Genomic DNA, 20884 nt, shown 5'->3' on the forward strand with positions numbered 1-20884 from the left:
GCGGCTCCCCGTTCGAGCTGCGCGGCAGCTCGAGCGCGGTCGGCCCGGTGATGCGGTCGCTGAGAGATCATCGCGCGGACTGTTCGGGCCCCGGCGGTTGCGTATAGGTCCGTGCGATGAGCGCGGCGCGCAATCGGTAGAGCGCGTGCGGAACGGCGGTGTCCAAGCCGGTGAGGCGGCCGATGCGCTTGAGCCGATGGTCGACGGTGTTCGGGTGCAGATACATCGTCCGGGAGGTGCGCCTGCGGTTGAAGTCGTTGCGGATGTGTTCGCGCAGGGTTTCGACCAACTCCGGATGCCCCTCCAGCGGATCGAGCAGGGCGGCCAGCCGGTCGCGTCCCGGGCCCGGCCGGGTGAGCTGGTATTCGAGGGCTAGATCCTCGAAGCGGTACAGGCCGGGTGGGCTCTGCAGGCGACGAACCATGTCGAGCAGTTCGTGCGCCTGGTCGGCGGCGCCGGGAATCCGCTCGGCCTCGGCGGCGGTGGCGGCGGCGGTGAGCGGCGCGGGCACCACCGCGGCCAGCGCGGCGACCAAGTCGGTGAGGCGGTCCGCGGCGACCGGCGCCGCCGGTACCAGGATCGTTCCGCCGATCGCGCTGAGCAGGCTCGGCACGTGCCTGCCGCAGTGCACCGCGAGGCAGAGTTGCATGCGTTGCCGGATGCTGTGCCCTTCCGCGGGGCGGCCGGGATTCTCCTCGGTGGGCCGGTCGACCGCCACGGCGAGCACGGTGTAGCGGTCGGCGACCGGAATGCCGTACTCCCGGTAGACCTTCGCAGGGTGGTGCCCGCGCAGCAGCGCGGCGGCGACGGCGTGCGGAGCGGTCTGCTCGTCGGCGGGGGCGACGGACAGGTAGGCGAGCGAGACGGTCGTGGTGACCGCGTGAAGGGCGTCGAAGAGCCTGCGTATGTCGTTGTGCCGCGGTGTGTTCGAATCACGCAGGTACTCGTCGAGATACAGGCGGAAACCTTCGTGGACCAGATGCTGGACGGTGTCCATGCGCACTCCGACACCGGCCCACCGGGTGGCGGCCGCGAAGATGCCGACCGTGCGGGCCGGTTGTGCGGGGGCGAGGGAAGTGACCAGGTCGAGGCAGTGGGCGACGGTGGCGCGGATCTCCTCCCGCAGCAGATTCCCTTGTTCGACGTGCCGGCGGGGAATGATGCCGAGCAGGTGTCGCACGATGTGTTCGGTGGCCGGAACGGGCTCGGCGGTGCCGCGTGTGGGTGGCATGCCGGTCCCTCAGCGACCGCCTCCGCCGCCGACCATCCGTGGGTCGAGCGCGCGGTCGCGGTTCGGATGTCGGACCAGGCCGGTGCCTTGCGTCGTCGCAAACATTCGGTACTTCCCATCCAGTCGTCCGCACGTTTTCACGAAATGGCGTGATACGAAGCAGAATTCGAATTCACGGAAGTTCGTGACATCGCACAGTCTCGGTCCTTGAAATGTATCGGCGGCGGCGCGAATCGTCACTGCACGGGCCGACGAAGCAATCAGCCGCTACGTTGTTGCGGATGACAATGCCGCACGAAGATCCGTCACCATCAGGGAAGAAGGTTCGAGTGCGCGATGTGCCGATGATTGTCGTGATGGGGGTGTCGGGTTCGGGAAAGACGACGGTCGGTACCCGCTTGGCCGACATATTGGGGGTCGAGTACGCCGACGGCGACGATTTCCACCCGCCCGCGAACGTCGCGAAAATGGCGGCGGGGACGCCGCTGGACGATGCCGACCGCGCACCCTGGCTCGATGCCTTGGCCGCCTGGATGGCCGGGCGATCAGGGAAGGGGGCCGTCGTCACGTGTTCCGCGCTGAAACGGATCTATCGCGACCGGCTTCGCGTCTCGGCCCCCCACGCGTTCTTCCTGCATCTGGACGTGCCGCGGCAGGAACTCGAGCGCCGTATGGCGGGCCGCGGTGGGCACTTCATGCCACCGAGCCTGCTGGATTCCCAGCTGGCCACGCTGGAGCGGCTCGCGGCCGACGAGCGCGGCGACACCCTCGACGCGACACGACCGCCCGAGGATGTGATCCGGGACGCCGTGGCGGCGCTGAAGAGGTAGTCAGAGGCCGCCGAGGCCGGACAGGAGATCGAAACCGAGATCGAGCCCGCGCCACAAAGCGTCGATCTCGGCGGTGACGGCGGGTGCCGCCGCCGGGTCCTGCAAGGCGATCCCGTTCGCGAAGATGACGACGTTGGCGCCCGCGTCGGCCAGCCGGAGCAACGGGCCGGTCGCCACGCCTCGGCCGAGCACCGCGTCCAAGCCCTCCCCGACGAAGTAGAAGCGCCACAGCGGTCCCAGGTCACCGCCGTAGAACGCCTTGGTCTCGTCGACGATCAGCGCGCCCTGCCGGGCGATCGAGTCGACGATGCGGAAATAGTCGCGCGTGTTGGCGGCGGTGCTGCCGACCGCCGCGACGGAATAGGACAGGTCGACGGTCAGATGCGCGTCGTAACCGGCCATCGCCACTCGGGCCGGGGGCAACTCGCAGCGACGGGTCAGCTCGAAGTAGTGCGCCCAGTGCGGTTCGGCGGGTGCGCCGGTGAATTCCGCGTGCAACGCGCGCAGGAAACGCGACAGCAGTTCGAGACTGATCCGGTGCGCCCATTCGGGGTCGTCGAACGACGCGGGATCGCGCTGGAGCGGCAGGACGGCGGCCTGCTCGACCGCGTCGAGCCCCAAGGCGAACACACCGCGCAGGTCGCGGTGGCGGACCAGGATTTCGGTGATCTGCCGGTGGCGGTCGATGGCCTGCTCCAGCTGCCACAACGAGGAACCAGCCGGTGCCTCGGTATCGGACAGCCGCGCGATCGCGGCTGTCTCCTCTGGCGTCAACGGTGTGCCGCAGGCGGTGTCGGCCGTCGCGGCGAGGCCTGTGGCCGGGTGGAGCGCAATCGTGGCGAGCAGCGCGGTGACGGCCATGGCCAGTATCGGAAATCGTTGTCGCGCAGTGCTGATCGGTGTGCGCGCGAGAAGGTTCGCCATGCTGGCTCCGGAGGTCGTGAATCGCGAACTTGCGTCGGACGGCCGAAGCGGGTGCGCATCGGCGATGCGCCATCGCCGTAGGTAAGGCGTTGACACAGGGCGAGTTCGAAGCCTAACCGAGCCGACCGGACCGCGCAGCGCGGCGATCAGTGAGCGGCGAAGCAGGACCCGGAGGGCGCGCCCGGCAGGCAGACTTCGGCGATGGCGGAGACGAGCAGCCACGCGCCGAGCGACAACGAACCCACGGCGATCGCGCCGAACACGAAAACCCACAGCAGGCCGGGCAGCCGGGTGAGCCGGGCGAGTTGATCGGCGTCGGAGTCGACCTCGTGATAGCGGGCACGTTGCTGCCGGGAGCGGCTTCGTTGCAGCTCCAGCACCGGCCGTGCCCCGGCGAACAGCAGGAACCAGGCCCCCAGGTAGGCGAACCCCGCTTGCAGCGTGTCGGTGCCGAACCAGGAGACCACGAAGACCACCGCGCCGAGGCCGAGCACGGTGATGGCGCCGTAGACGTTCCTGATCTTGATCAGCAGCGCGGCGAGCAGAACGATGGCGGTCCAGAGCATCAGCGTGATCCGGCTCGCGCCCAGCAGCGCGGCGAATCCGAGACCGAGCAGCGGCGGTGCGGGGTAACCGGCCATGGTGGTGAGGATCATCCCGAGGCCGTAGGGTTTCCCGCTCGACACGGTGAGCCCCGAAGTGTCGGAATGCAGTCGGATGCTGTTGAGCTTGCGGCCGGTCAGCAGGGCGACCAGGGCGTGCCCGCCTTCGTGCGCGATGGTGACGATATTGCGGGTCAACCGCCAGATCGGGGTGTAACCCACCAGCACGAGCGCCGCCACCGCGGCCGCCACCACCAGCCACCACGGCGGCTGCGCTTGCGTCGTCGTCAGACGATCGGCGATGGAAGCGCCGCGCTCGAAGAATTCCGCTCTTTCCACCGCCGCACCTTAACCGCCCGCGGACGACCGCGCTCGGGGCATGGGTTCGACGCTGGGACGCCGGAGGCGAGCGCGTGCGGCTCGCCTCGCCGCGTCCTGTCGTGGAGGGCCGGTGCGCCGCTCGTCGCTCCTGAATCCGTCGCCCGCGCCGTTCAGCCGGTGCGATCGAGGGTGCCGGTCATATCCCCTGCCACACCCTGGGTTCGGTACGAGAGCGTCCCGTCAGGTCGCAACTCCAACCGGGACGTCGCGCCGTCATCGTTGCAGCCGCCGGGATCTTTGGTGAGTCTGGCGGTCAGCACCACACCGTTGGCCGTGGCGGACGTGAGCGTTTCGGACCGGCCGCATTGCAGATGCGCGAATCTGCCGGTATTGGTCGATTCTCCGACCTGCTCGCCGACGTTCCCAGGATTGATCCGCACGACGATGTCGTAGCTGCCCAGAATGTCCCGCGCGACACCCTGCCATTCGCCGACAAGTGCGTTCGGAACGCTCGTGCCCGACGGGCCTGCGCTGGTCGGCGTCCCGTCACCGGCTTGCGTGGCGGTAGCCGTCGGAGCGTCGACGCCGGCTCGGGTGGTGGACGTCGGAGAATCACTGTCGGTCGGCGTCGCGGTCCGCGCGATCGAGTTCGCGGTATCGCGCCGTAGTTGCGCGCCGACCACGAACGCCGCCACGGCGACCGCGATGCCGACCACGAGGGCTCCCACGACCAGCAGGGCGCGGTTCGGATTGTGTGCGCGAGGTGCCGGGATGGTGACCGGACCACCGGGCGAATCGTATTGCGCGGGTGGTTGAATCCGTTGCCCCATGGACGTGGCGGCCGCCTCCGGCGAGCCGGGATAGTGCGTCGGTCCGTGTGCCGACCGTCCGGGATCGCCCTGCGCGTACCGCGGATAGGTAGGTGGCGCGGGGTGGACCACGGTGTCGGCCGTACGCGCCCGATCCGTGGGCGCGGAGAACTGGCTGCGGTCGAATGCGCCGGAGTCCAGATCCAATAGCTCGACCGCGCGTCGGCCGACCTCCTCGAGCACCGGTGCGGGCAGCCAGCCGCCGCGGTCGGGGATGCCCAGTGCGGTGAGCTGGGCGAACAGCTCGTCCGGAGTCGGGCGAGCCGCGGCGTCCTTGGTCAGGCAGGCGGCCACCAGTGGACGCAGCCGCTCCGGCACGTCATCCAGCTGCGGCTGCTCGTACACCACCCGCCACAGCATCTGCACCGTCTCGCCGACGCCGAACGGCCCGTGGCCGGTCGCCGCGAACACCAGGACGCCGCCCAGCGCGAAGACGTCCGCGGGTGGGCCGACCGGATCGCCGGTCACCTGCTCCGGGCACATGAATCCCGGTGAGCCGATGACTTTTCCGGTCGTGGTGAGCTTGCTGTCGTCGACGGCGCGGGCGATGCCGAAATCGATCACCTTGGGACCGTCGAGGGCCAGCAGAACGTTGGACGGTTTGAGGTCGCGGTGCACCACACCGGCCCGGTGGACGGCGGTCACTGCCTCGATCAGCCCGTGCGCCAGCACGAGCAGCGCGTTCTCGGTGAACGGTCCGTACCGGTCGACCGCGTCGGCCAGCGAGAATCCCGCCACGTAACCGGTGGCCAGCCACGGGGGATCGGCGTCGACGTCCGCGTCGAGCACCGGCGCGGTGAACTGTCCGCCGACCCGCCGCGCGGCGGCCACCTCGCGCCGGAAGCGCTGCCGGAATTCGGCGTCGATCATGTCCGGGCGGATGACTTTGACCGCGACGGTGCGCCCACCCGGGTTCCGGCCGAGGTAGACCCGGCCCATGCCACCCGCACCGAGGACGCCGAGCAGGCGATAGTCCCCGATCCGGGCCGGATCGTTCGTGCCGAGCGGTTGCATCGCGCAGCTGGCTCCCTTCGTGGCGTCGACCCTCCGAGAGGCTACCCACCGGGGCCGCCCATGTCCGCGCGGCGAACTGCCCGGGCTAACCCGCCATGCTCGGCGCGGGCGCGGGCTGCTCTCGCCGCGCCCGCCTGGCCAGCAGATACGCGGCGATCGCCGCCGGGATGTTCATCAGAACCCCGTACACCGCGCCCGGAACGGCCATGGTGTCGTTGTCCAATACCGAAGCGGCGACGGCGATCGCGAGCGCCGCGTTGTGCACGCCGATCTCCATGGCCGATGCGATCGCCTGATCGGCTTCCACCCGCAACAGCCGGGGCAGGAAATAGCCCACGGCCAGACTGATCACGGCGAAGGTCAGGCAGATCGCGGACAGCTCTCCGATGTGCTCGGTCAGGATGTCCAGGTTCGAGCTCACTCCGGCCGCGATCACCAGCGCGAGGACCGCGACGGACAGGATCTTGACCGCCCCGCGCATCCGCCGAGACCACTCCGGGAACCGCCGATGCACCACCATGCCGATCGCGACCGGCACCAGCACGATGGCGAAGACCTGTGCGAATTTGTCCGGCCGCAGTCCGACCGCACCCTCGCCGTCCAGGAACAAGGCGTAGGACAGCGCCACCACCACGGGCAGGGTGAATACCGCGAGCACCGAATTGATCGCGGTGAGTGTGATGTTCAGCGCCACGTTGCCCCCGGCGACGTGACTGAACAGGTTGGCCGACGCTCCGCCCGGCGACGCCGCGAGCAGCAGCATGCCCGCCGCGAGCGCGCCTTCCAGTCCGAACAGGCGGATCAGGCCGAGGCACACCGCGGGCAGCAGGACCATCTGGCACGCCAGCGCGATCACCGCCGCTTTCGGATACCGCAGCACGCGCGCGAAATCGTCGGTCGTCAAGGTCAATCCGAGCCCGAACATCACCAAGGCCAGCGCCAGCGGCAGCAGCACGGCGAAAACCGTTGTACCCATTCGGGTCTCCTCTCACAGGGCGGCCCGGACCGGCCGATCCCGGGGACCGACGTTATCGAGTCGCGGCGAAGGTGGCCAGCCCCGGTCAAGCGGTGACGGTCACACCCAGCGCTGCCGACTCGCGTGCTTTCGTCAGTAGGCGCAGGGTGGTGACGGCGTCGCGCGGGTCGACGGGCACCGGAGCGCCGTCGAGCAGCGCGGCGGCCATGGCGGAGTAGAAATCGGGGTACGCGCCGGGTACGGTCGGCGCGGGGGCGAAGTCCGGTTCCGCGCCCAGCACGCCCCAGCGCTCGGCATCGACTGTGCCCCAAGGGGAATCGTTTCCCGGGCGGCGACCGGATCGGAGTGCTTCCTCCTGCGGGTCCAGCCCGTAGGTGACATACCCGGCCTCCGACCCGAGCACCCGGAAACGCGGGCCGAGTTGCGCGGCGACGGCGCTCATCCAGAGGTGGGAGCGGACACCGCCGGTGTGGGTGAGCGCGACGAACGCGTCGTCGTCGGTGGTGATCCCTTCCCGCCGCCGGTCCAGCTCGCAGTACACCGAAGCCACCGGGCCGAACAGGGTCACGGCTTGGTCCACCAAGTGGCTGCCGAGGTCGAGCAGGATGCCCGCGCCCTCCTCGTCCGTGCCGACCTCCCGCCAGCCGCCCTTCGGCACCGGACGCCACCGTTCGAACCGGGACTCGAAACGCCGCACCCGGCCCAGCCTTCCGGTCTCGACGAGTTCACGCACCGTCCGGAAGTCGCCGTCCCAGCGCCGGTTCTGGAAGACCGACAACGCGAGGCCGGACCGCTCCGCGCGCCGGACCAGATCTTCGGCGTCGTCCACCGCTACCGCGAACGGCTTGTCGACCACGACGGGCAGCCCGGCCTCCAGCGCCTGCCCGGCCAGCGGCGCGTGCGTGTGGTTCGGTGTCGCGATCACAGCCAGATCGATGCCGTCCGGCGTGGCGAACAACTCCTCTGCGTGCGCCACCACACGCACACCGGGGTGTTCGGCGCGCGCCCGCTCGGCACGCTCCTCCGAGGAGGTCACCACGGCAGCGACCCGCATCCGCGGTTGCGCGGCGATCAGCGGAGCGTGAAAAACCGACCCGGCCAGGCCGTAGCCGACAACGGCGACCTCGACGATGCTCATACCCCGACGCTACCGCCGCTGACAACCGCATCAGGCTTCACCACGTAGGCGCTGGTCGGCCGAGGAGCGCCACCTCGAGCGGCGCGCCACCGAAGTGGATCGCACCGTTCGCTCTTGTGCTGCCGCAACCGGTGGTCCGGTGACGATCGGATCGTATGTCCGGCAGACGGAGACGCGTCGGCCTGGCCGTGTAGGTGCCACGTCGTGCGCCGGTCGAGCATGTCGTCGTCCGCCGATGGTCCGGCTGTCGACCTGCGACGTTCTGGCGCGTGCGGCGATGGTGGCCGGTGGATACCGCGCGAGGTTCCGGGCTGTCCGGGACGACCCGCCGGACCGGCCGCGCGCGGGCCGGTTCTTCCCGCGCCCGGCGCGGTCGGCTCAATGCGGCGGCGCGGCGGAGTACTCCTGTTCGGGCCGCCCGGTGCTGCCGTAGCGCAGGCTCATGCGCACCGCGCCGCCGGCGACGAGTGCGGCGAGATAGCGCTGGGCGGTGGCCCTGGAGATGCCGATGGCGCTCGCTACCTCTCCTGCGGACAGAGGTGTGCCCGCATCGAGAATGGCTTGCAGGACAGCGCCTTTGGTGGGGGAGGCCACGGTCGCCGCCGGGCTCGCGGTGACCGAAGGACGCAGTGCGTGCAGCGCCGCGGCGACCCGGGCGTTGTCGACCTGCGGCACGGCGAGAATGCGCCGGTAGCGGGCGTAGGCGGCGAGCCGGGCGGCGAGTTCGGTATGCGGGAAGGGCTTGACGAGGTAGGACACCGCACCTGCCGCGACGGCGGCGCGCACCGACTCGCTCTCGGTCGACGCGGTGAGCACCATGGCGTCGCAGTGCAGCTCGCGGACGAAATCGATACCGGATCCGTCGGGCAGGTAGACGTCCACCAGCGCCAGGTCGATCGGCCGCGCCGCGACGAGTTCCCGCGCGGCGGCGAGGGTATTGGCGGTGCCCGCCACCGTGAAACCCGGGATTGCCTGCACGATCCCGGCGTGCAGATTCGCCACCCGGAAGTCGTCGTCGACGATCAGGACGGTCAGGGACGGCGGGGCCATGACACCTCGCTCTGCGCGAGCACCCCGGGGATGCGTGCGATGAACTCCGCGCCGGTCAGTGGCGGCTCGCCGCCGCCGGGACTCGACAGGCGCACGTCGCCGCCGTGGGTGCGGACGATCTGGCGGATCAGGGCGAGGCCCACCCCGCGCCCACCGGGGACGCCGAGGTCGTCGCGGGTCGAGATCCCTTCGGTGAACAGCGCGTCCACCAGGTCGGGCGCGACACCGTCGCCGCTGTCGGCGACGGTGATGTGCAGCGTCGAATCCTCCTGCACCAGTTCGACTTCCACCTGCCGAACCGAGCGCTGCCGAGCGCGCACGGCCTCCATGGCGTTGTCCAGCAGATTGCCGAGCACGGTGGTCACGTCCACCGGATCGGCGAGATCGCCCTCGACCCAGGTGTTGGGCCCGAGCACGAGTTCCACCCCGTTCTCCCTGGCGTGCGCGGCCTTGGCGGCCAGGAAGGCCTGTAGATACGTGTCGTGGATGGCATCGATGCCCGGGGTCGCCGGACCGAGCGGACCCGCCCCGATCAGCTCGTCGACCGACCGCGCGGCCTCCTCGACATGCCCGCCGTGCAGCAGCCCGCTGACCAGGTGCATCTTGTTGGAGAACTCGTGGCGCTGCGCGCGCAGCACCGTGCTCATCGACTGCACCGCGTCCAGCTGCCTGGTCAGCGATTCCACGTCGGTGCGGTCGCGCACGGTGAGCACCGCGCCGAGATCACGGCCGTCCCGGCTGACTCGCCGCGCCGAGACGATGACGACGTTCGCACCGACCGTCGCCGAGGCGGGTTGCCGATCGAGGTCGCGGAACACCTCCAGCACTCGCGGGGTGAGCCCGATCTCGTCGACCGGGCGCCCGATGTCCGGCGCGATGCCGAGCAGCCTGCGCGCCTCGTCGCTGACGAAGGTCGTGCGCCACGACGCGTCGACGGCGAGCACGCCGCCGCCGATGCCGTGCAGCACCGCGGCCTGCCCCCGGACCAGTTCGGCCAGCTCGTCGGGTTCCAGCCCGAGCGTCAGCCCGCGCCAGCGGCGGGCGAGCAGGATCGATCCGGCGATGCCGACCGCGAGCGCCACCGCGACCAGGCCGCCCGCGGTGCGCAGGTCGCCGAGCAGTTGCTCGTGCACCGCGTCGGTGGCGATGCCGACGCTGACCGCGCCGACCACACGATCGGAGCCGGGCGCCGTGACGGGGACCTTGGCGCGCACCGAGTCGCCGAGCGTGCCGCGTTCCTCGGTGATCGACTCGCGGCCCGCGAGCGCCTCGGATGGATCGGTGCTGACGTGCTCGGCGAGCCGGGCGGCGTCCGGATGCGCCAGGCGGATGCCCACGTCATCGGTGATCACCACGAACAGGGCGTTGTTGCGCTGGGTCGCGTCCACCGCGAGCCGCTCCAGCGGGCCGGTGGCCAGCTCCTGGCGCACGCCCGGATCGACCGCGCCCGGCGCGTACCTGGCCACCTCGGCGCGCACCACCGGGTCGGCGGCGACGGTGCGCGCGACGGCGAGCGCACGCTGACCGTAGGCGTCGCGCAGCCGCTGATCACTGAGATAGCCGAACACCGCGAACGCGACACCGAGCGTCAGCGCGACGACCAGGATCTGCGACAGCAGAACCTGGGTCCGCAACCGCACGGCCCGCGCGCCCTCAGTGGCCATGGCCGCAGCATAGGCGCAGACCACCGCGCACCGCGCATGAGCAGAATGCGCAAAACCCGCATATCCCGCGTTTGTGGCGGTTGTGCGCACAAGCTCCGGCGTGTGACCGGGGCCACGTACGTTCGCCCTACCCGATCTCGCAGAAGTAGGAAGCAATGACGCAATCCCTCATCGAGCTGCGGAACGCGACCAAGCGTTTCCCCGGCACCGGCGGTGGCATCCACACCGCCGTGCGCAATCTGAACCTCACGGTGCGCCCCGGCGAATTCGTCGCCGTCGTCGGCCCCACCGGATGCGGCAAGTCCACCACGTTGTCGCTGGTGTCCGGGCTGGAACCGGCCTCGGCCGGGCGGACGCTCGTGCGCGGCAAGGACGTCGACGGCATCCCCGAAGGCATCGGCTACATGTTCCAGCAGGACGCGGTGCTGCCGTGGAAGAGCGTGCTGGACAACGTCGCGCTCGGCCCGCGCCTGCGCGGCGCGTCGAAGGCCGAGGCGCGGGCGAAGGCGTCCGGATGGGTGCGCAAGGTCGGTCTGGCCGGGTTCGAGAGCTACTACCCGCACCAGTTGTCCGGCGGCATGCGCAAGCGCGTGGCGCTGGCACAGACACTGGTCAACGAGCCGGAGATCCTGCTGATGGACGAGCCGTTCAGCGCGCTGGACGTGCAGACCCGGCAGCTCATGCAGGACGAGCTGCTGCGCGTCTGGGCGGGCACCAACGCGGCGGTCGTCTTCGTCACCCACGATCTGGAGGAGGCGATCGTGCTCGCCGACCGGGTGGTCGTGATGACCGCGAGCCCGGCCACCGTCTGCGGAGACTTCACCGTGGGCCTGACACGGCCGCGCAGTGTCGAGGACGTGCGGCTGACCGCCGAGTTCCGCGACATCTACAAGGAGATCTGGGAGACGCTGCGCGATCAGGTCGAGGCCGCTCGGGCGAAGGGAGCCTCCCGTGTCGCATGACGTGCTGGTGCAGGACGCCGTCGACGAGCCCGCGGTGGAGAACGAGACCGAGGCACAGATTCTGGCCCGGGTACGCACCGCCGCGCGGCGCGCCCGGATCCGGACTTGGGGCCTACGCGTCGCGCTGGTGGCGCTGTGGCTGGGCGCGTGGGAGCTCACCGCCACGGTGTGGATCGATCCGTTCTTCTACTCGAAGCCGTCGCTGATCTGGGCGCGGTTGGTCGAATGGTTTACCGAGGGGACGCAATTCGGCTCGATCTGGCTGCAGATCTACACCACCGTGCAGGAGGCCGTGCTCGGTTTCGTGATCGGCACGGTGGCCGGCGTCGTGCTGGGCGTGCTGCTCGGCCGCAGCCGGTACTGGGCCGAGGTGCTCGCGCCGTTCATCAAGGCGCTCAACGCGGTTCCGCGCATCGTGCTGGCGTCGCTGTTCATCATCTGGTTCGGTCTAGGCCTGAGTTCGAAGGTCGCGACCGTGGTGGTGCTGGTGTTCTTCGCGGTGTTCTTCAACGCGTTCACCGGTGCGCGAGAAGTGGACGGCAATGTGATCGACAACGCCCGTATCCTGGGCGCGAGCCGCAGGCAAGTGCTGGTGTCGATCGTGCTGCCGAGCGCGACCACCTGGATCCTCTCCAGCCTGCACACTGCCTTCGGTTTCGCGCTGATCGGCGCGGTGGTGGGCGAGTACGCGGGCGCGAGCAAGGGCCTGGGTCTGCTGATCAGCAACGCGCAGGGCACCTTCGACTCGGCGGGCATCTACGCGGGCATGATCATCGTCACCGTGGCCGCGCTGATCGCCGAGTGGGGGATCGGCATGGCGGAGAACCGGTTGCTGAAATGGCGGCCCTCGCAGGCGACCTCGAACCACGGGATCTGACCATGAGGCATCGCAAGCAACTCGCGCTCGTCGCCGTCGTGATCGCGGCACTGCTGACGGCCACCGGATGCCGGGACTCCCGCACCCTTCCGATGGCCGACGGGCGACCGCAGATCACCATCATGGTGGGCGGGCTGGAGAAGGTGATCTATCTGCCCGCCGTGCTGACCCGGCAACTCGGCTTCTTCGAGCGCAACGACATCGACGTGAAACTGCTCGGCGAGCAGTCCGGAGCCACGGCCGAGACGGCGTTGCTCACCGGCGACGTGCAGGCCGTCGTCGGGTTCTACGACCACACCATCGATCTGCAGGCCAAGGACCAGTGCATCCGCTCGGTGGTGCAGATGTCCGACGTGCCCGGTGAGGTCGAACTGGTGTCGAAGGCGGACGCGGACATCACCTCGGTCGCCGATCTGCGCGGCAAGAAGCTGGGCGTGACCTCGCTCGGCTCGTCGACCGACTTCCTCACCCAGGCGCTCACCGGCCAGGCCGGGATGAGCACCGCCGATTACACCCGGGTGAAAGTGGGTGCGGGACAGACGTTCATCGCGGGCATGAACCACGACGGCATCGACGCGGGCATGACCACCGATCCCACGGTGGCGCAGATGGTGAACTCCGGCGATGCGCGCGTCCTCGTCGACCTGCGCACCGAGGCGGGCACCAGGGCCGCGCTCGGCGGGCTGTATCCGGCGACGTCGCTGTACATGAGCTGCGCGACGATCGAGGCCCACCCCGACATCGTGCGCAAGCTCGCCGCCGCGTTCGTGCAGACGCTGCAGTGGATCCGGACGCACACGCCCGAGGAGATCGCCGAGAAGATGCCGCCGCAGTACGCGAGCGCGGGCAAGGACCTCTACGTCCAGTCGATCCGCGATTCCATCGGCATGTTCAACGGCGACGGGTTGATGAAACCCGAAGGCGCGCAGAACGTCCTGGAGATCCTCGGCAAGTACTCGAAGAACGTGCGTCCCGTGCGCGATCGGATCGACCTGTCCGAGACCTACACCACGCAGTTCGTGGAGGAGGCGCTGCGCGCGCCGCGACAGTAGCGGCGCCGGTGACCATGTGCGGCCGCCTGGGATCGTCCCGGGCGGCCGCACGTGTACCGACGGAGCTTCTCAACTGTGAAGACACCGCACCATAAACCGACATGAGAAGTGCTCCCATAAGCCGAAGTACGTCACGGCAGCCGAGGTGCGCGTGCATCATCTGATCGGATTCGCCGGGCTGATGTGCTTCCTGCTGCTGGCCTGGCTGCCCAGTACCGACCGCCGCGCCGCCGCCGCTCGGCTGCCGCGGATCGCCGTCCTTTTGATCGTGCAACTCGCGCTCGGTTTCCTGTTGCTGAAGACCGGGATCGGAGGCACGGTGATCCGCGCGGTCAGCGACGCCTTCGCCCACATCCTCGGCTACGCCGCCCAGGGCACCGCGTTCGTATTCGGCGAACTGCCCGCCGTCGGCAGCGGCGGGCCCGCGTTCCTGTTCGCGGTGCTGATGCCGATCGTGCTCGTGTCCGCGCTGATCGGCATCCTGCAACACCTCCGGGTCCTGCCGTTGATCATCAAGTACCTCGGCATGCTGCTGGCCTGGGTGAGCGGCTTCGGCAGGATCGAATCGTTCAACGCGGTCGCCTCCGCGATCCTCGGCCAATCAGAAGTGTTCATCTCGCTGCGCGCCATGCTCGACGACATTCCGCCGCAGCGGATGTACACCCTGGCGGCCTCGGCGATGTCGACGGTCTCGGCGGGCATCCTCGGCGCCTATATGGTGCTCATCGACCCGAAGTACGTGATCGCGGCCATCGTGCTGAATATGCTGGGCGCCTTCGTGGTGTGCTCGCTGATCAACCCCTACAAGGTCGGCGCCGCCGACGATGCCCGGCTGATCGGCGAGGAGATCGCCGACAGCCGTAAGCGGCAATCGTTCTTCGAGATGCTCACCGAATACATCCTGGTCGGCTTCAAGGTCGCGTTCACCGTCGCGGCCATGCTGATCGGATTCATCGCCTTGCTCGCCATGGTCAACGGAATCTTCGCGGCGCTGTTCCACGGCACCACGTTCCAGGACGTGATGGGCCACGTCTTCGCCCCGCTGGCCTGGTTGACCGGCATCCCGTGGGACGAGGCGGCGGCCGCGGGCCGGTTCATGGGCACCAAGCTGGTGTCCAACGAAGTGGTCGCCATGCAGGAACTGAACCGGCAACACGCCGGACTGTCGGACCACACCGTCGCGATCGTCTCCACCTATCTGGTGTCGTTCGCGAACTTCTCCACCATCGCCATCGTCACCGGCGCGGTCCGCAGCCTCAGCGAGAAACAGGGCACCGTCATCGCCCGCAACGGGCTTCGCCTGCTCTACGGCGCCACCTTGGTCAGCTTCCTGTCCGCCACCATCGTCGGACTGCTGAGTTGACGGTTCAGCCGTTGGCCCCCTCGACCGCCCGCAGTTCGGCCTTCCATTCCCGGAAGCCCTCCTCGGTGCGGCCGCGGCGCCAATACCCGGAGATCGACGCCGCCCACTCGGCGGAAACGCCGCGATCCTTGCGGATGTAGCGGCGCAGGTCTTTCATGACCGCTTCGGCTTCGCCGTGGATGAACACCTGGACCTGCCCCGGCGTCCACGGCGCGGAGCGAACGGTCTCGGCGAGCACCTCGCCAGGGGGCCGCGCGCCGCGGTGCAGCCAGGTCAGCTCGATGCCGTCCGGCTTCTTCACCGGCAGTTCGTCGTCCGGACCGGCGACTTCGACGAACGCCAGCCCCGTCGCCTCGCCGGGCATCGCCTCGAGCGCGGCGGCGATGGCGGGCAGCGCCGCCTCGTCACCGGCCAGCAGATGCCAGTCGGCGTCCGGGCGCGGGGCGTAGGCGCCGTTGGGGCCATGGAAATCGATGGTCTCGCCGGGCTGGACCGCGGCAGCCCACGGTCCCGCGATGCCCTCCGCGCCGTGGTAGACGAAGTCGACCGCGATCTCTCCGGCGACGGGGTCGACGGATCGGACGGTGTAGGTGCGCAGCACCTCGTTCCCGCCCTGCGGGAAGATGAATTTCACGTACGAGTCGGTGAACTCGCTGGGACGGAACGCGGCGAAGCCGGGACCGCCGAGGTACACCCGGATCAAGTGCGGGGTGAGCCATTCGGTGCGCTGCACCGTGAGGGTGGTGCGGGGACGTGCCAAGAGAACCTCCGATATAAGCAATTAGGATTGCCTTACTTACCCTACCTGTGTTCCGCTCAGGCTGCGGCCAACCGCTGACGGCGCGCCGTCCTGGCGAAAGGATGATGCCCATGACGCAGTGCGTGCCGACCCCGACCCACGCCGTGCAACAGCGCTACCGCGACCCGCAACCGGTCGAACCCGCGCAGTGGAACCAGGTCCTGCAGGTGCTGCACGAGCATCGCTCGGTGCGCCGCTACCTGTCCGACCCGGTGCCGGACGCCACGCTGCGGCTGCTGATCTCCGCGGCGCAGTCCGCGCCGACCTCGTCGAATCTGCAGGTCTGGAGCGTCATCGCGGTGCGTGACCCGCAACGCAAGGCGCGCCTGGCCGCGCTCGCGGGCGATCAGGCCCACATCGTGCAAGCGCCGGTGCTGCTGGTCTGGACGGCCGATTTCGCGCGCCTGCGCCAGCTCGCCGAAGACCGGAGCGCGCCGCTGGAGGGTGCGGACTACCTGGAATCGAGCTACGTCGGATTCATCGACGCCGCGCTCGCGGCGCAGAACGCGGTGGTGGCGGCGGAATCGCTCGGGCTCGGCACCGTCTACATCGGCGCGCTGCGCAACAAGCCGGAGGAAGTCGCCGCCGAGCTGGGATTGCCGCCGCAGGTCTTCGCCGTCTTCGGCTTGCTGGTCGGTCACCCGGATCCCGCCGAGGACGCGCGGGTGAAGCCGCGCCTGCCGCAGGACGCCGTCCTGCATCGGGAGACCTACGACTTGGACGCGCAGCGGGTGCACGTGGCCGAGTACGAGACCCGGATCGCGGAGTTCTATGCCGAACAACGGCTCTCGCATTCCTGGACCGAACGTGTGCTGGCCCGGCTCGCCTCCGCGGCGGCACTCAACGGCAGGCATCGGTTGCGGGAATCGCTGGCCAACCACGGCTTCCGCTTGCACTGACTCGCCTCAGGCCGCGACCTTCTCGGTGAGCAGTTCGAACGATCGGGCGCGGTCGTCGATGTCGTAGACCAGCGTGTTGATCATCAGCTCGTCGGCCTGGGTGCGGCGCAGCAGATCCTCGAGCTGACCGCGCACCGTCTCCGGGGAGCCGAGCAACTGCCCGGCCCGGCGCTGCCGGATGAACGCGCGCTCCTGTTCCGACGGACGGAACGCGGCCGCTTCCTCCGGCGTGGCCAGTGCCTGCGGCGTGCCGCGCACCAGGTTCAGGAAGGCCAGGTCGCGCGGGCCGGCCAGGATTTCGGCGCGCTCGTCGGTGTCCGCGCAGATGGCCGCGACCGCGACCATCGCATGCGGGCGCTCCAGGCGCTCCGAAGGCCGGAAGTGCTCGCGGTAGAGCGCGAGCGCGGGCTCGGTGTTGTCGGGGGCGATGTGGTGCGCGAAGGCGAACGGGACCCCGAGCAGCGCCGCGACCTGGGCGCTGTAGCCGCTGGAGCCGAGCAGCCAGACCTCCGGTTCCTCACCGCGCCCGGGCGTGGCGGCGATGCCGCCGGGGTCGGACCCGCGGAAGTAGCCCAGCAACGCGGCCAGTTCCTGGGGGAACGATTCCGCCGACAGTCCGTCCGCGGTCCGACGCAGCGCCCGTGCGGTCGCCTGGTCGGTGCCCGGCGCGCGTCCGATGCCCAGGTCGATCCGTCCGGGATGCAGCGCGTGCAGGGTGCCGAACTGCTCGGCGACCACGAGCGGCGCGTGGTTGGGCAGCATCACCCCGCCGGAGCCGACGCGGATGGTCGAGGTGGCCGCGGCCAGGTGGGCCAGCAGCACGCTCGGCGCAGAACTGGCGATGCCGGGCATATTGTGATGTTCGGCGACCCAGAAGCGGTGGTAGCCCAAAGCCTCGGTGCGCCGGGCCAATTCGGTGGTCGCGTCGAGCCCCTCGCCGACGGTGCGGCCGGACTGCACCGGCGCGAGATCCAGCACGGACAGCGGGACGTCGATCATGGGTCTCCTCACAGTGGCGATCTCCACTGCCAACGTCGCGGGTCCCCGGTGTATTTCGCCGACCGGCTCAGCCGCGAGCGATCGCGCGGAACACCTCGATGGTCTCCTGCTCGTCCTGGGTGGTGCCGTAGTCGCTGAGCTTGACGATGACGGTGCCGCTGGGCGGGTCGACGTAGACGTACTGGCCGTAGACGCCGACGGCGGTGAGATCGGCGCCGTCCCCACCGGTCGGGTGCCACCACTGTGCGCCGTAGGGCCAGTCGCCCACCCGGTGGACCGGGGTGCGGATGCGTTCGATCCAGGCCGGCGGCACGATCTGCGCGTCGCCGACGCGGCCGCCGTCCAAGACGATCTGGCCTATCTTGGCGAAGTCGCGGGCCGTCGCGTTCAGGCAGCAGAACGCTTTCTCCTGACCGCCCGCGCGATCGAGATTCCACAGCGCGGCGTCCTCGGCGCCGATCGGAGCCCACAGGTCGCGTTCCAGCAGTTCACTCAGCGGCAGGCCCTCGGCCCGCGCCAGCGCCATGCCCAGCAGCTGGGTGTCCACGCTGCGGTACTCGCCCGCGCTGCCCGGCGGAAACCGCAGGCCCTGATGCTCGCGGACGAACCCGGCGAGGTCCTCGGTGAGATACATCCGGGCGGTGCCGGTCAGCGGCATGTACTTGTTGTAGTTCTCGTCGACGTCGACGCCGGAGGCCATGTCCAGCAAATCGCGGATGGTGACGGTGTCGTACGGGCCGCCGGTGCTCAGCTCGGGCAGGATTCGCACCAGGCGGTCGTCCTCGTTTAGCCGCCCCGCCGCGATGGCGCGGCCGGTCAGCAGTGACACGACGGACTTCGCCACCGACCACGAGGACTGGCGGGTGGTGGCCGTGACGCCGTCGCGATACCACTCGTGGGTGAGAGCGCCGCCGCGCAGAACGAGGAACGAATTGGTGTGCGTGGCGCCGAGGAAGTCGGCGACCGAGATCTGCGAGCCCTTCCACGGCACCCGGTCGGGCAGCGGCCGCGGTGCGACCGGCAGCGGACGCGGCGTGGGGGAGGCGGCCACCGTGCGGCTCTCGAACAGTTCGCCCTGTGTCGAGGGCGGGTCGGTCAGCAGTCGCAGCAGCGTCGGCGGGGCCGGGATGCGCAGGACCGCGGTCGTCGCGAACGCCGCGCCGACCAAGACGGCGACGACAGCGAGCAGGACGACGGCGGTGCGGAGCGCGTAGCGGCGCGTTCGCGTGCGCCGGGACGGCGATTCGGTCATGACGGAACCCATCGTCGGGGAATCCGATGATGGCATGCCGGACGCCCGTCCGGTAAGCGCGCACGACCGCCGCGGTCGGCCCGGAGACGACGCGCGCGCGGGCGGGGCGGTAGCGTGACCACGTGCTCCGGACCGGACGTGCGATGATCCGACGTCGCGTGTTCGGCGACCGGATCGTCGCATCGCTGCCCAGCGAAAGGACCGCAGTATGACAGCCTCCGACCGTCACCTCCAGGACGCGGGACCATCGGTTCCGGCGGACACCGGCGACTCGGAGGGCTATGCCCGGGGCCTGAGCCCGCGCACCATTCAGATGATCGCCATCGGCGGCGCGATCGGCACGGGCCTGTTCTACGGCGCGGGCGGCGCGATCGAGCAGGCCGGGCCCGGCCTGATCCTGGCCTACCTGGCGGCGGGCCTGGCCATCTTCGTGATCATGCGGGCGCTCGGCGAACTGCTGACCTACCGGCCGATCTCGGGGAGTTTCGCCGAGTACGCGCACGAGTTCCTCGGCCGCTTCGCCGGCTTCGTCACCGGCTGGTCGTACTGGGCGGTGTGGGTGGCCACCTGCATGGCCGAGATCACCGTGGCGGGCAAGTACGTGGAGTACTGGTTCGACATCGCCCCGTGGGTCACCGCGCTGGTCGTGCTCGCGGTGATGTTCTGCGCGAATCTGATCTCGGTGCGGCTGTTCGGCGAGGGCGAGTTCTGGTTCTCCACCATCAAGGTCACCGCGATCGTCGGCATGATCCTGCTCGGCATCGGCGTGCTGCTGTTCGGCTTCGGGCACGCGACGAACCCCACCGTCACCAATCTGTGGGCCGACGGGGGCGTGTTCCCCAACGGCATCGGTCAGTCGCTGCTCGTTTTGCAGATCGTGCTGTTCGCCTACGTCGGCGTGGAGTTGGTCGGCGTAACCGCCGGGGAGGCGCGCGAGCCGCGCAAGACTCTGCGCAAGGCGATCAACACGCTCCCCTTCCGGATCGGCCTGTTCTATGTCGGTGCGCTCGTTGTGATCATGTCGGTGTCCAGCTGGCGCAATTTCCACGCGGGCAAGAGCCCGTTCGTGGAGGTCTTCGAGCTGATCGGCATCCCGGGCGCGGCGGGCATCGTCAACTTCGTGCTGCTCACCGCGGCGCTGTCGTCGTGTAACTCGGGGATCTACTCCACCGGCCGGATGCTGCGCACCTTGTCGCTGCACGGCGAGGCGCCCGCCCGGCTGAACAAACTGAGCGCGAACGCGGTGCCTTATGCGGGGATCTCCGTGTCGGCGGCGGCGATGGTGATCGGCGTGATCGTCAATGTCATTTCCCCGGACAAGGCCTTCGCCTACATCACCTCGGTGTCGACCATCGGCATCATCTTCGTCTGGGGCGTCATCCTGGTCTGCCACCTGCTCTACCGGGCCAAGGTCGCCCGCGGCGAACTGCCCGCCAGCGACTACCGGCTGCCCGCCGCGCCCTACACCACCGTGCTCGCGCTGGCGTTCCTCGGTTTGGTGGTCGTGCTGCTGTTGTTCACCGACAGCGGGCGCACGGCGCTCGTCGTCGGCGCGGTGTGGGCGGTGCTGGTGTCGGCCGGATACTTCGTGCTGCGCAAACTCGGCAGTTCCAGCACGCCGACCGACGTCACGCACACCAGCTGACGGACGGTTTCCGCTAGGCGGCGAGGAAGAGCGCGGCGGCGCCGATCGCCTCCACAGCGCCATAGAACCAGGTGGGATAGAACGCGGTTCGCTCATCGAGCACGGCCGAGAGCACCCGGCCGAGGGCCATGCCCGCCAATGCCGCGCCGATCGCGACCATGATCCCGCCGCGCAGTCCTGCGAGGTCGATGGCGGCCACCGCGAGCACGGCCGCCATCGCCAGTCCGAAGCCGCCGTAGACGGCGCGCACCTCGTAGCGCGCGCTCGGTTCGGTGAGCCGGATGCCGAACGGCTGGATCAGAGCGGCGGGCGCGGCGAGCGCGTAGCTACCCATACCCAGGAAGAACACGCCGACTATCACACATACGGCCTGCGCCACTGCGACCTCCAGAATCTCGTCCGGTTGGAACGCCCAGC

The 20884-nt window shown here is 69.6% G+C and carries 19 protein-coding genes; 7 read left to right on the forward strand and 12 right to left on the reverse strand.

Translation table 11 applies throughout. The features are described from left to right. Positions 1 to 67 precede the first annotated feature (67 nt). Positions 68 to 1231 carry a PucR family transcriptional regulator gene (locus ACIA5H_RS25125; RefSeq protein WP_397077634.1) on the reverse strand — a complete coding sequence of 388 codons (1164 nt, stop codon included), beginning with the start codon at positions 1229 to 1231 and terminating at the stop codon, positions 68 to 70. Positions 1232 to 1575: 344 nt separating this feature from the next. Between ACIA5H_RS25125 and ACIA5H_RS25130 the strand changes: the two genes are divergently transcribed. Beyond that, entirely contained in the window at positions 1576 to 2061 is a 486-nt protein-coding gene (locus ACIA5H_RS25130) for a gluconokinase (protein WP_397077753.1), read from the forward strand. Here ACIA5H_RS25130 and ACIA5H_RS25135 read toward each other — a convergent pair whose 3' ends face one another. The 7 genes from ACIA5H_RS25135 to ACIA5H_RS25165 all read right to left on the reverse strand — a co-directional run bounded on the left by ACIA5H_RS25135 (position 2062) and on the right by ACIA5H_RS25165 (position 10619). Further along, positions 2062 to 2985: a DUF5995 family protein gene (locus ACIA5H_RS25135; RefSeq protein WP_397077636.1), complete on the reverse strand. Its 924-nt coding sequence runs from the start codon at positions 2983 to 2985 to the stop codon at positions 2062 to 2064. A 146-nt stretch (positions 2986 to 3131) separates the two neighbouring features. Beyond that, complete coding sequence (locus tag ACIA5H_RS25140) at positions 3132 to 3926, reverse strand: M50 family metallopeptidase (RefSeq protein WP_379252789.1); 795 nt, start codon at positions 3924 to 3926, stop codon at positions 3132 to 3134. Between the two features lie 152 nt (positions 3927 to 4078). Then, complete coding sequence (locus ACIA5H_RS25145; protein WP_397077639.1) at positions 4079 to 5791, reverse strand: serine/threonine-protein kinase; 1713 nt, start codon at positions 5789 to 5791, stop codon at positions 4079 to 4081. An 85-nt stretch (positions 5792 to 5876) separates the two neighbouring features. Continuing rightward, on the reverse strand, positions 5877 to 6767 hold the full coding sequence (locus tag ACIA5H_RS25150; RefSeq protein WP_397077641.1) for a bile acid:sodium symporter family protein: 891 nt from the start codon (positions 6765 to 6767) through the stop codon (positions 5877 to 5879). An 85-nt stretch (positions 6768 to 6852) separates the two neighbouring features. Then, the gene (locus ACIA5H_RS25155) at positions 6853 to 7905 is read right to left on the reverse strand and encodes a Gfo/Idh/MocA family oxidoreductase (protein WP_397077643.1); all 1053 of its coding nucleotides are present in this window, start codon (positions 7903 to 7905) and stop codon (positions 6853 to 6855) included. 378 nt (positions 7906 to 8283) lie between these two features. Then, on the reverse strand, positions 8284 to 8955 hold the full coding sequence (locus ACIA5H_RS25160) for a response regulator (protein WP_379252793.1): 672 nt from the start codon (positions 8953 to 8955) through the stop codon (positions 8284 to 8286). Then, entirely contained in the window at positions 8937 to 10619 is a 1683-nt protein-coding gene (locus ACIA5H_RS25165; RefSeq protein ID WP_397077646.1) for an ATP-binding protein, read from the reverse strand. Before ACIA5H_RS25165 ends, ACIA5H_RS25160 begins: the two co-directional genes overlap by 19 nt. A gap of 155 nt (positions 10620 to 10774) precedes the next feature. Here ACIA5H_RS25165 and ACIA5H_RS25170 point away from each other — a divergent pair, with 155 nt between their 5' ends. From ACIA5H_RS25170 to ACIA5H_RS25185, 4 genes are all read left to right on the forward strand, one after another. After that, a complete protein-coding gene (locus ACIA5H_RS25170; protein WP_355076366.1) occupies positions 10775 to 11581 on the forward strand; it encodes an ABC transporter ATP-binding protein in 807 nt (268 codons plus the stop codon). Further along, entirely contained in the window at positions 11571 to 12458 is an 888-nt protein-coding gene (locus ACIA5H_RS25175) for an ABC transporter permease (protein ID WP_356965336.1), read from the forward strand. Before ACIA5H_RS25170 ends, ACIA5H_RS25175 begins: the two co-directional genes overlap by 11 nt. A gap of 2 nt (positions 12459 to 12460) precedes the next feature. Beyond that, on the forward strand, positions 12461 to 13510 hold the full coding sequence (locus ACIA5H_RS25180) for an ABC transporter substrate-binding protein (RefSeq protein WP_379252796.1): 1050 nt from the start codon (positions 12461 to 12463) through the stop codon (positions 13508 to 13510). Between the two features lie 151 nt (positions 13511 to 13661). Beyond that, positions 13662 to 14873, forward strand: coding sequence for a NupC/NupG family nucleoside CNT transporter (locus tag ACIA5H_RS25185; protein ID WP_397077650.1), 1212 nt, complete (start codon positions 13662 to 13664; stop codon positions 14871 to 14873). Between the two features lie 4 nt (positions 14874 to 14877). On the opposite strand, the gene ACIA5H_RS25190 is transcribed toward ACIA5H_RS25185, so the two are convergent. After that, entirely contained in the window at positions 14878 to 15633 is a 756-nt protein-coding gene (locus ACIA5H_RS25190; protein ID WP_397077653.1) for a siderophore-interacting protein, read from the reverse strand. 110 nt (positions 15634 to 15743) lie between these two features. Here ACIA5H_RS25190 and ACIA5H_RS25195 point away from each other — a divergent pair, with 110 nt between their 5' ends. Continuing rightward, complete coding sequence (locus tag ACIA5H_RS25195) at positions 15744 to 16571, forward strand: NADPH-dependent oxidoreductase (RefSeq protein ID WP_397077655.1); 828 nt, start codon at positions 15744 to 15746, stop codon at positions 16569 to 16571. Positions 16572 to 16577: 6 nt separating this feature from the next. Here ACIA5H_RS25195 and ACIA5H_RS25200 read toward each other — a convergent pair whose 3' ends face one another. Further along, a complete protein-coding gene (locus ACIA5H_RS25200) occupies positions 16578 to 17570 on the reverse strand; it encodes an LLM class flavin-dependent oxidoreductase (RefSeq protein ID WP_379252799.1) in 993 nt (330 codons plus the stop codon). A gap of 67 nt (positions 17571 to 17637) precedes the next feature. Beyond that, positions 17638 to 18822, reverse strand: a complete 1185-nt coding sequence (locus ACIA5H_RS25205; RefSeq protein WP_397077658.1) for a serine hydrolase domain-containing protein — start codon at positions 18820 to 18822, stop codon at positions 17638 to 17640. A gap of 208 nt (positions 18823 to 19030) precedes the next feature. On the opposite strand from ACIA5H_RS25205, the gene ACIA5H_RS25210 reads away from it, so the two are divergent. After that, entirely contained in the window at positions 19031 to 20467 is a 1437-nt protein-coding gene (locus ACIA5H_RS25210) for an amino acid permease (protein ID WP_379252801.1), read from the forward strand. A 13-nt stretch (positions 20468 to 20480) separates the two neighbouring features. Here the strand turns inward: ACIA5H_RS25210 and ACIA5H_RS25215 are convergent, their stop codons facing one another. After that, positions 20481 to 20846 carry a DUF4345 family protein gene (locus ACIA5H_RS25215; RefSeq protein ID WP_379252802.1) on the reverse strand — a complete coding sequence of 122 codons (366 nt, stop codon included), beginning with the start codon at positions 20844 to 20846 and terminating at the stop codon, positions 20481 to 20483. Positions 20847 to 20884: the final 38 nt, after the last annotated feature.

The organism is Nocardia sp. NPDC051900, from assembly GCF_044452545.1.
Taxonomy (GTDB): domain Bacteria; phylum Actinomycetota; class Actinomycetes; order Mycobacteriales; family Mycobacteriaceae; genus Nocardia; species Nocardia sichangensis.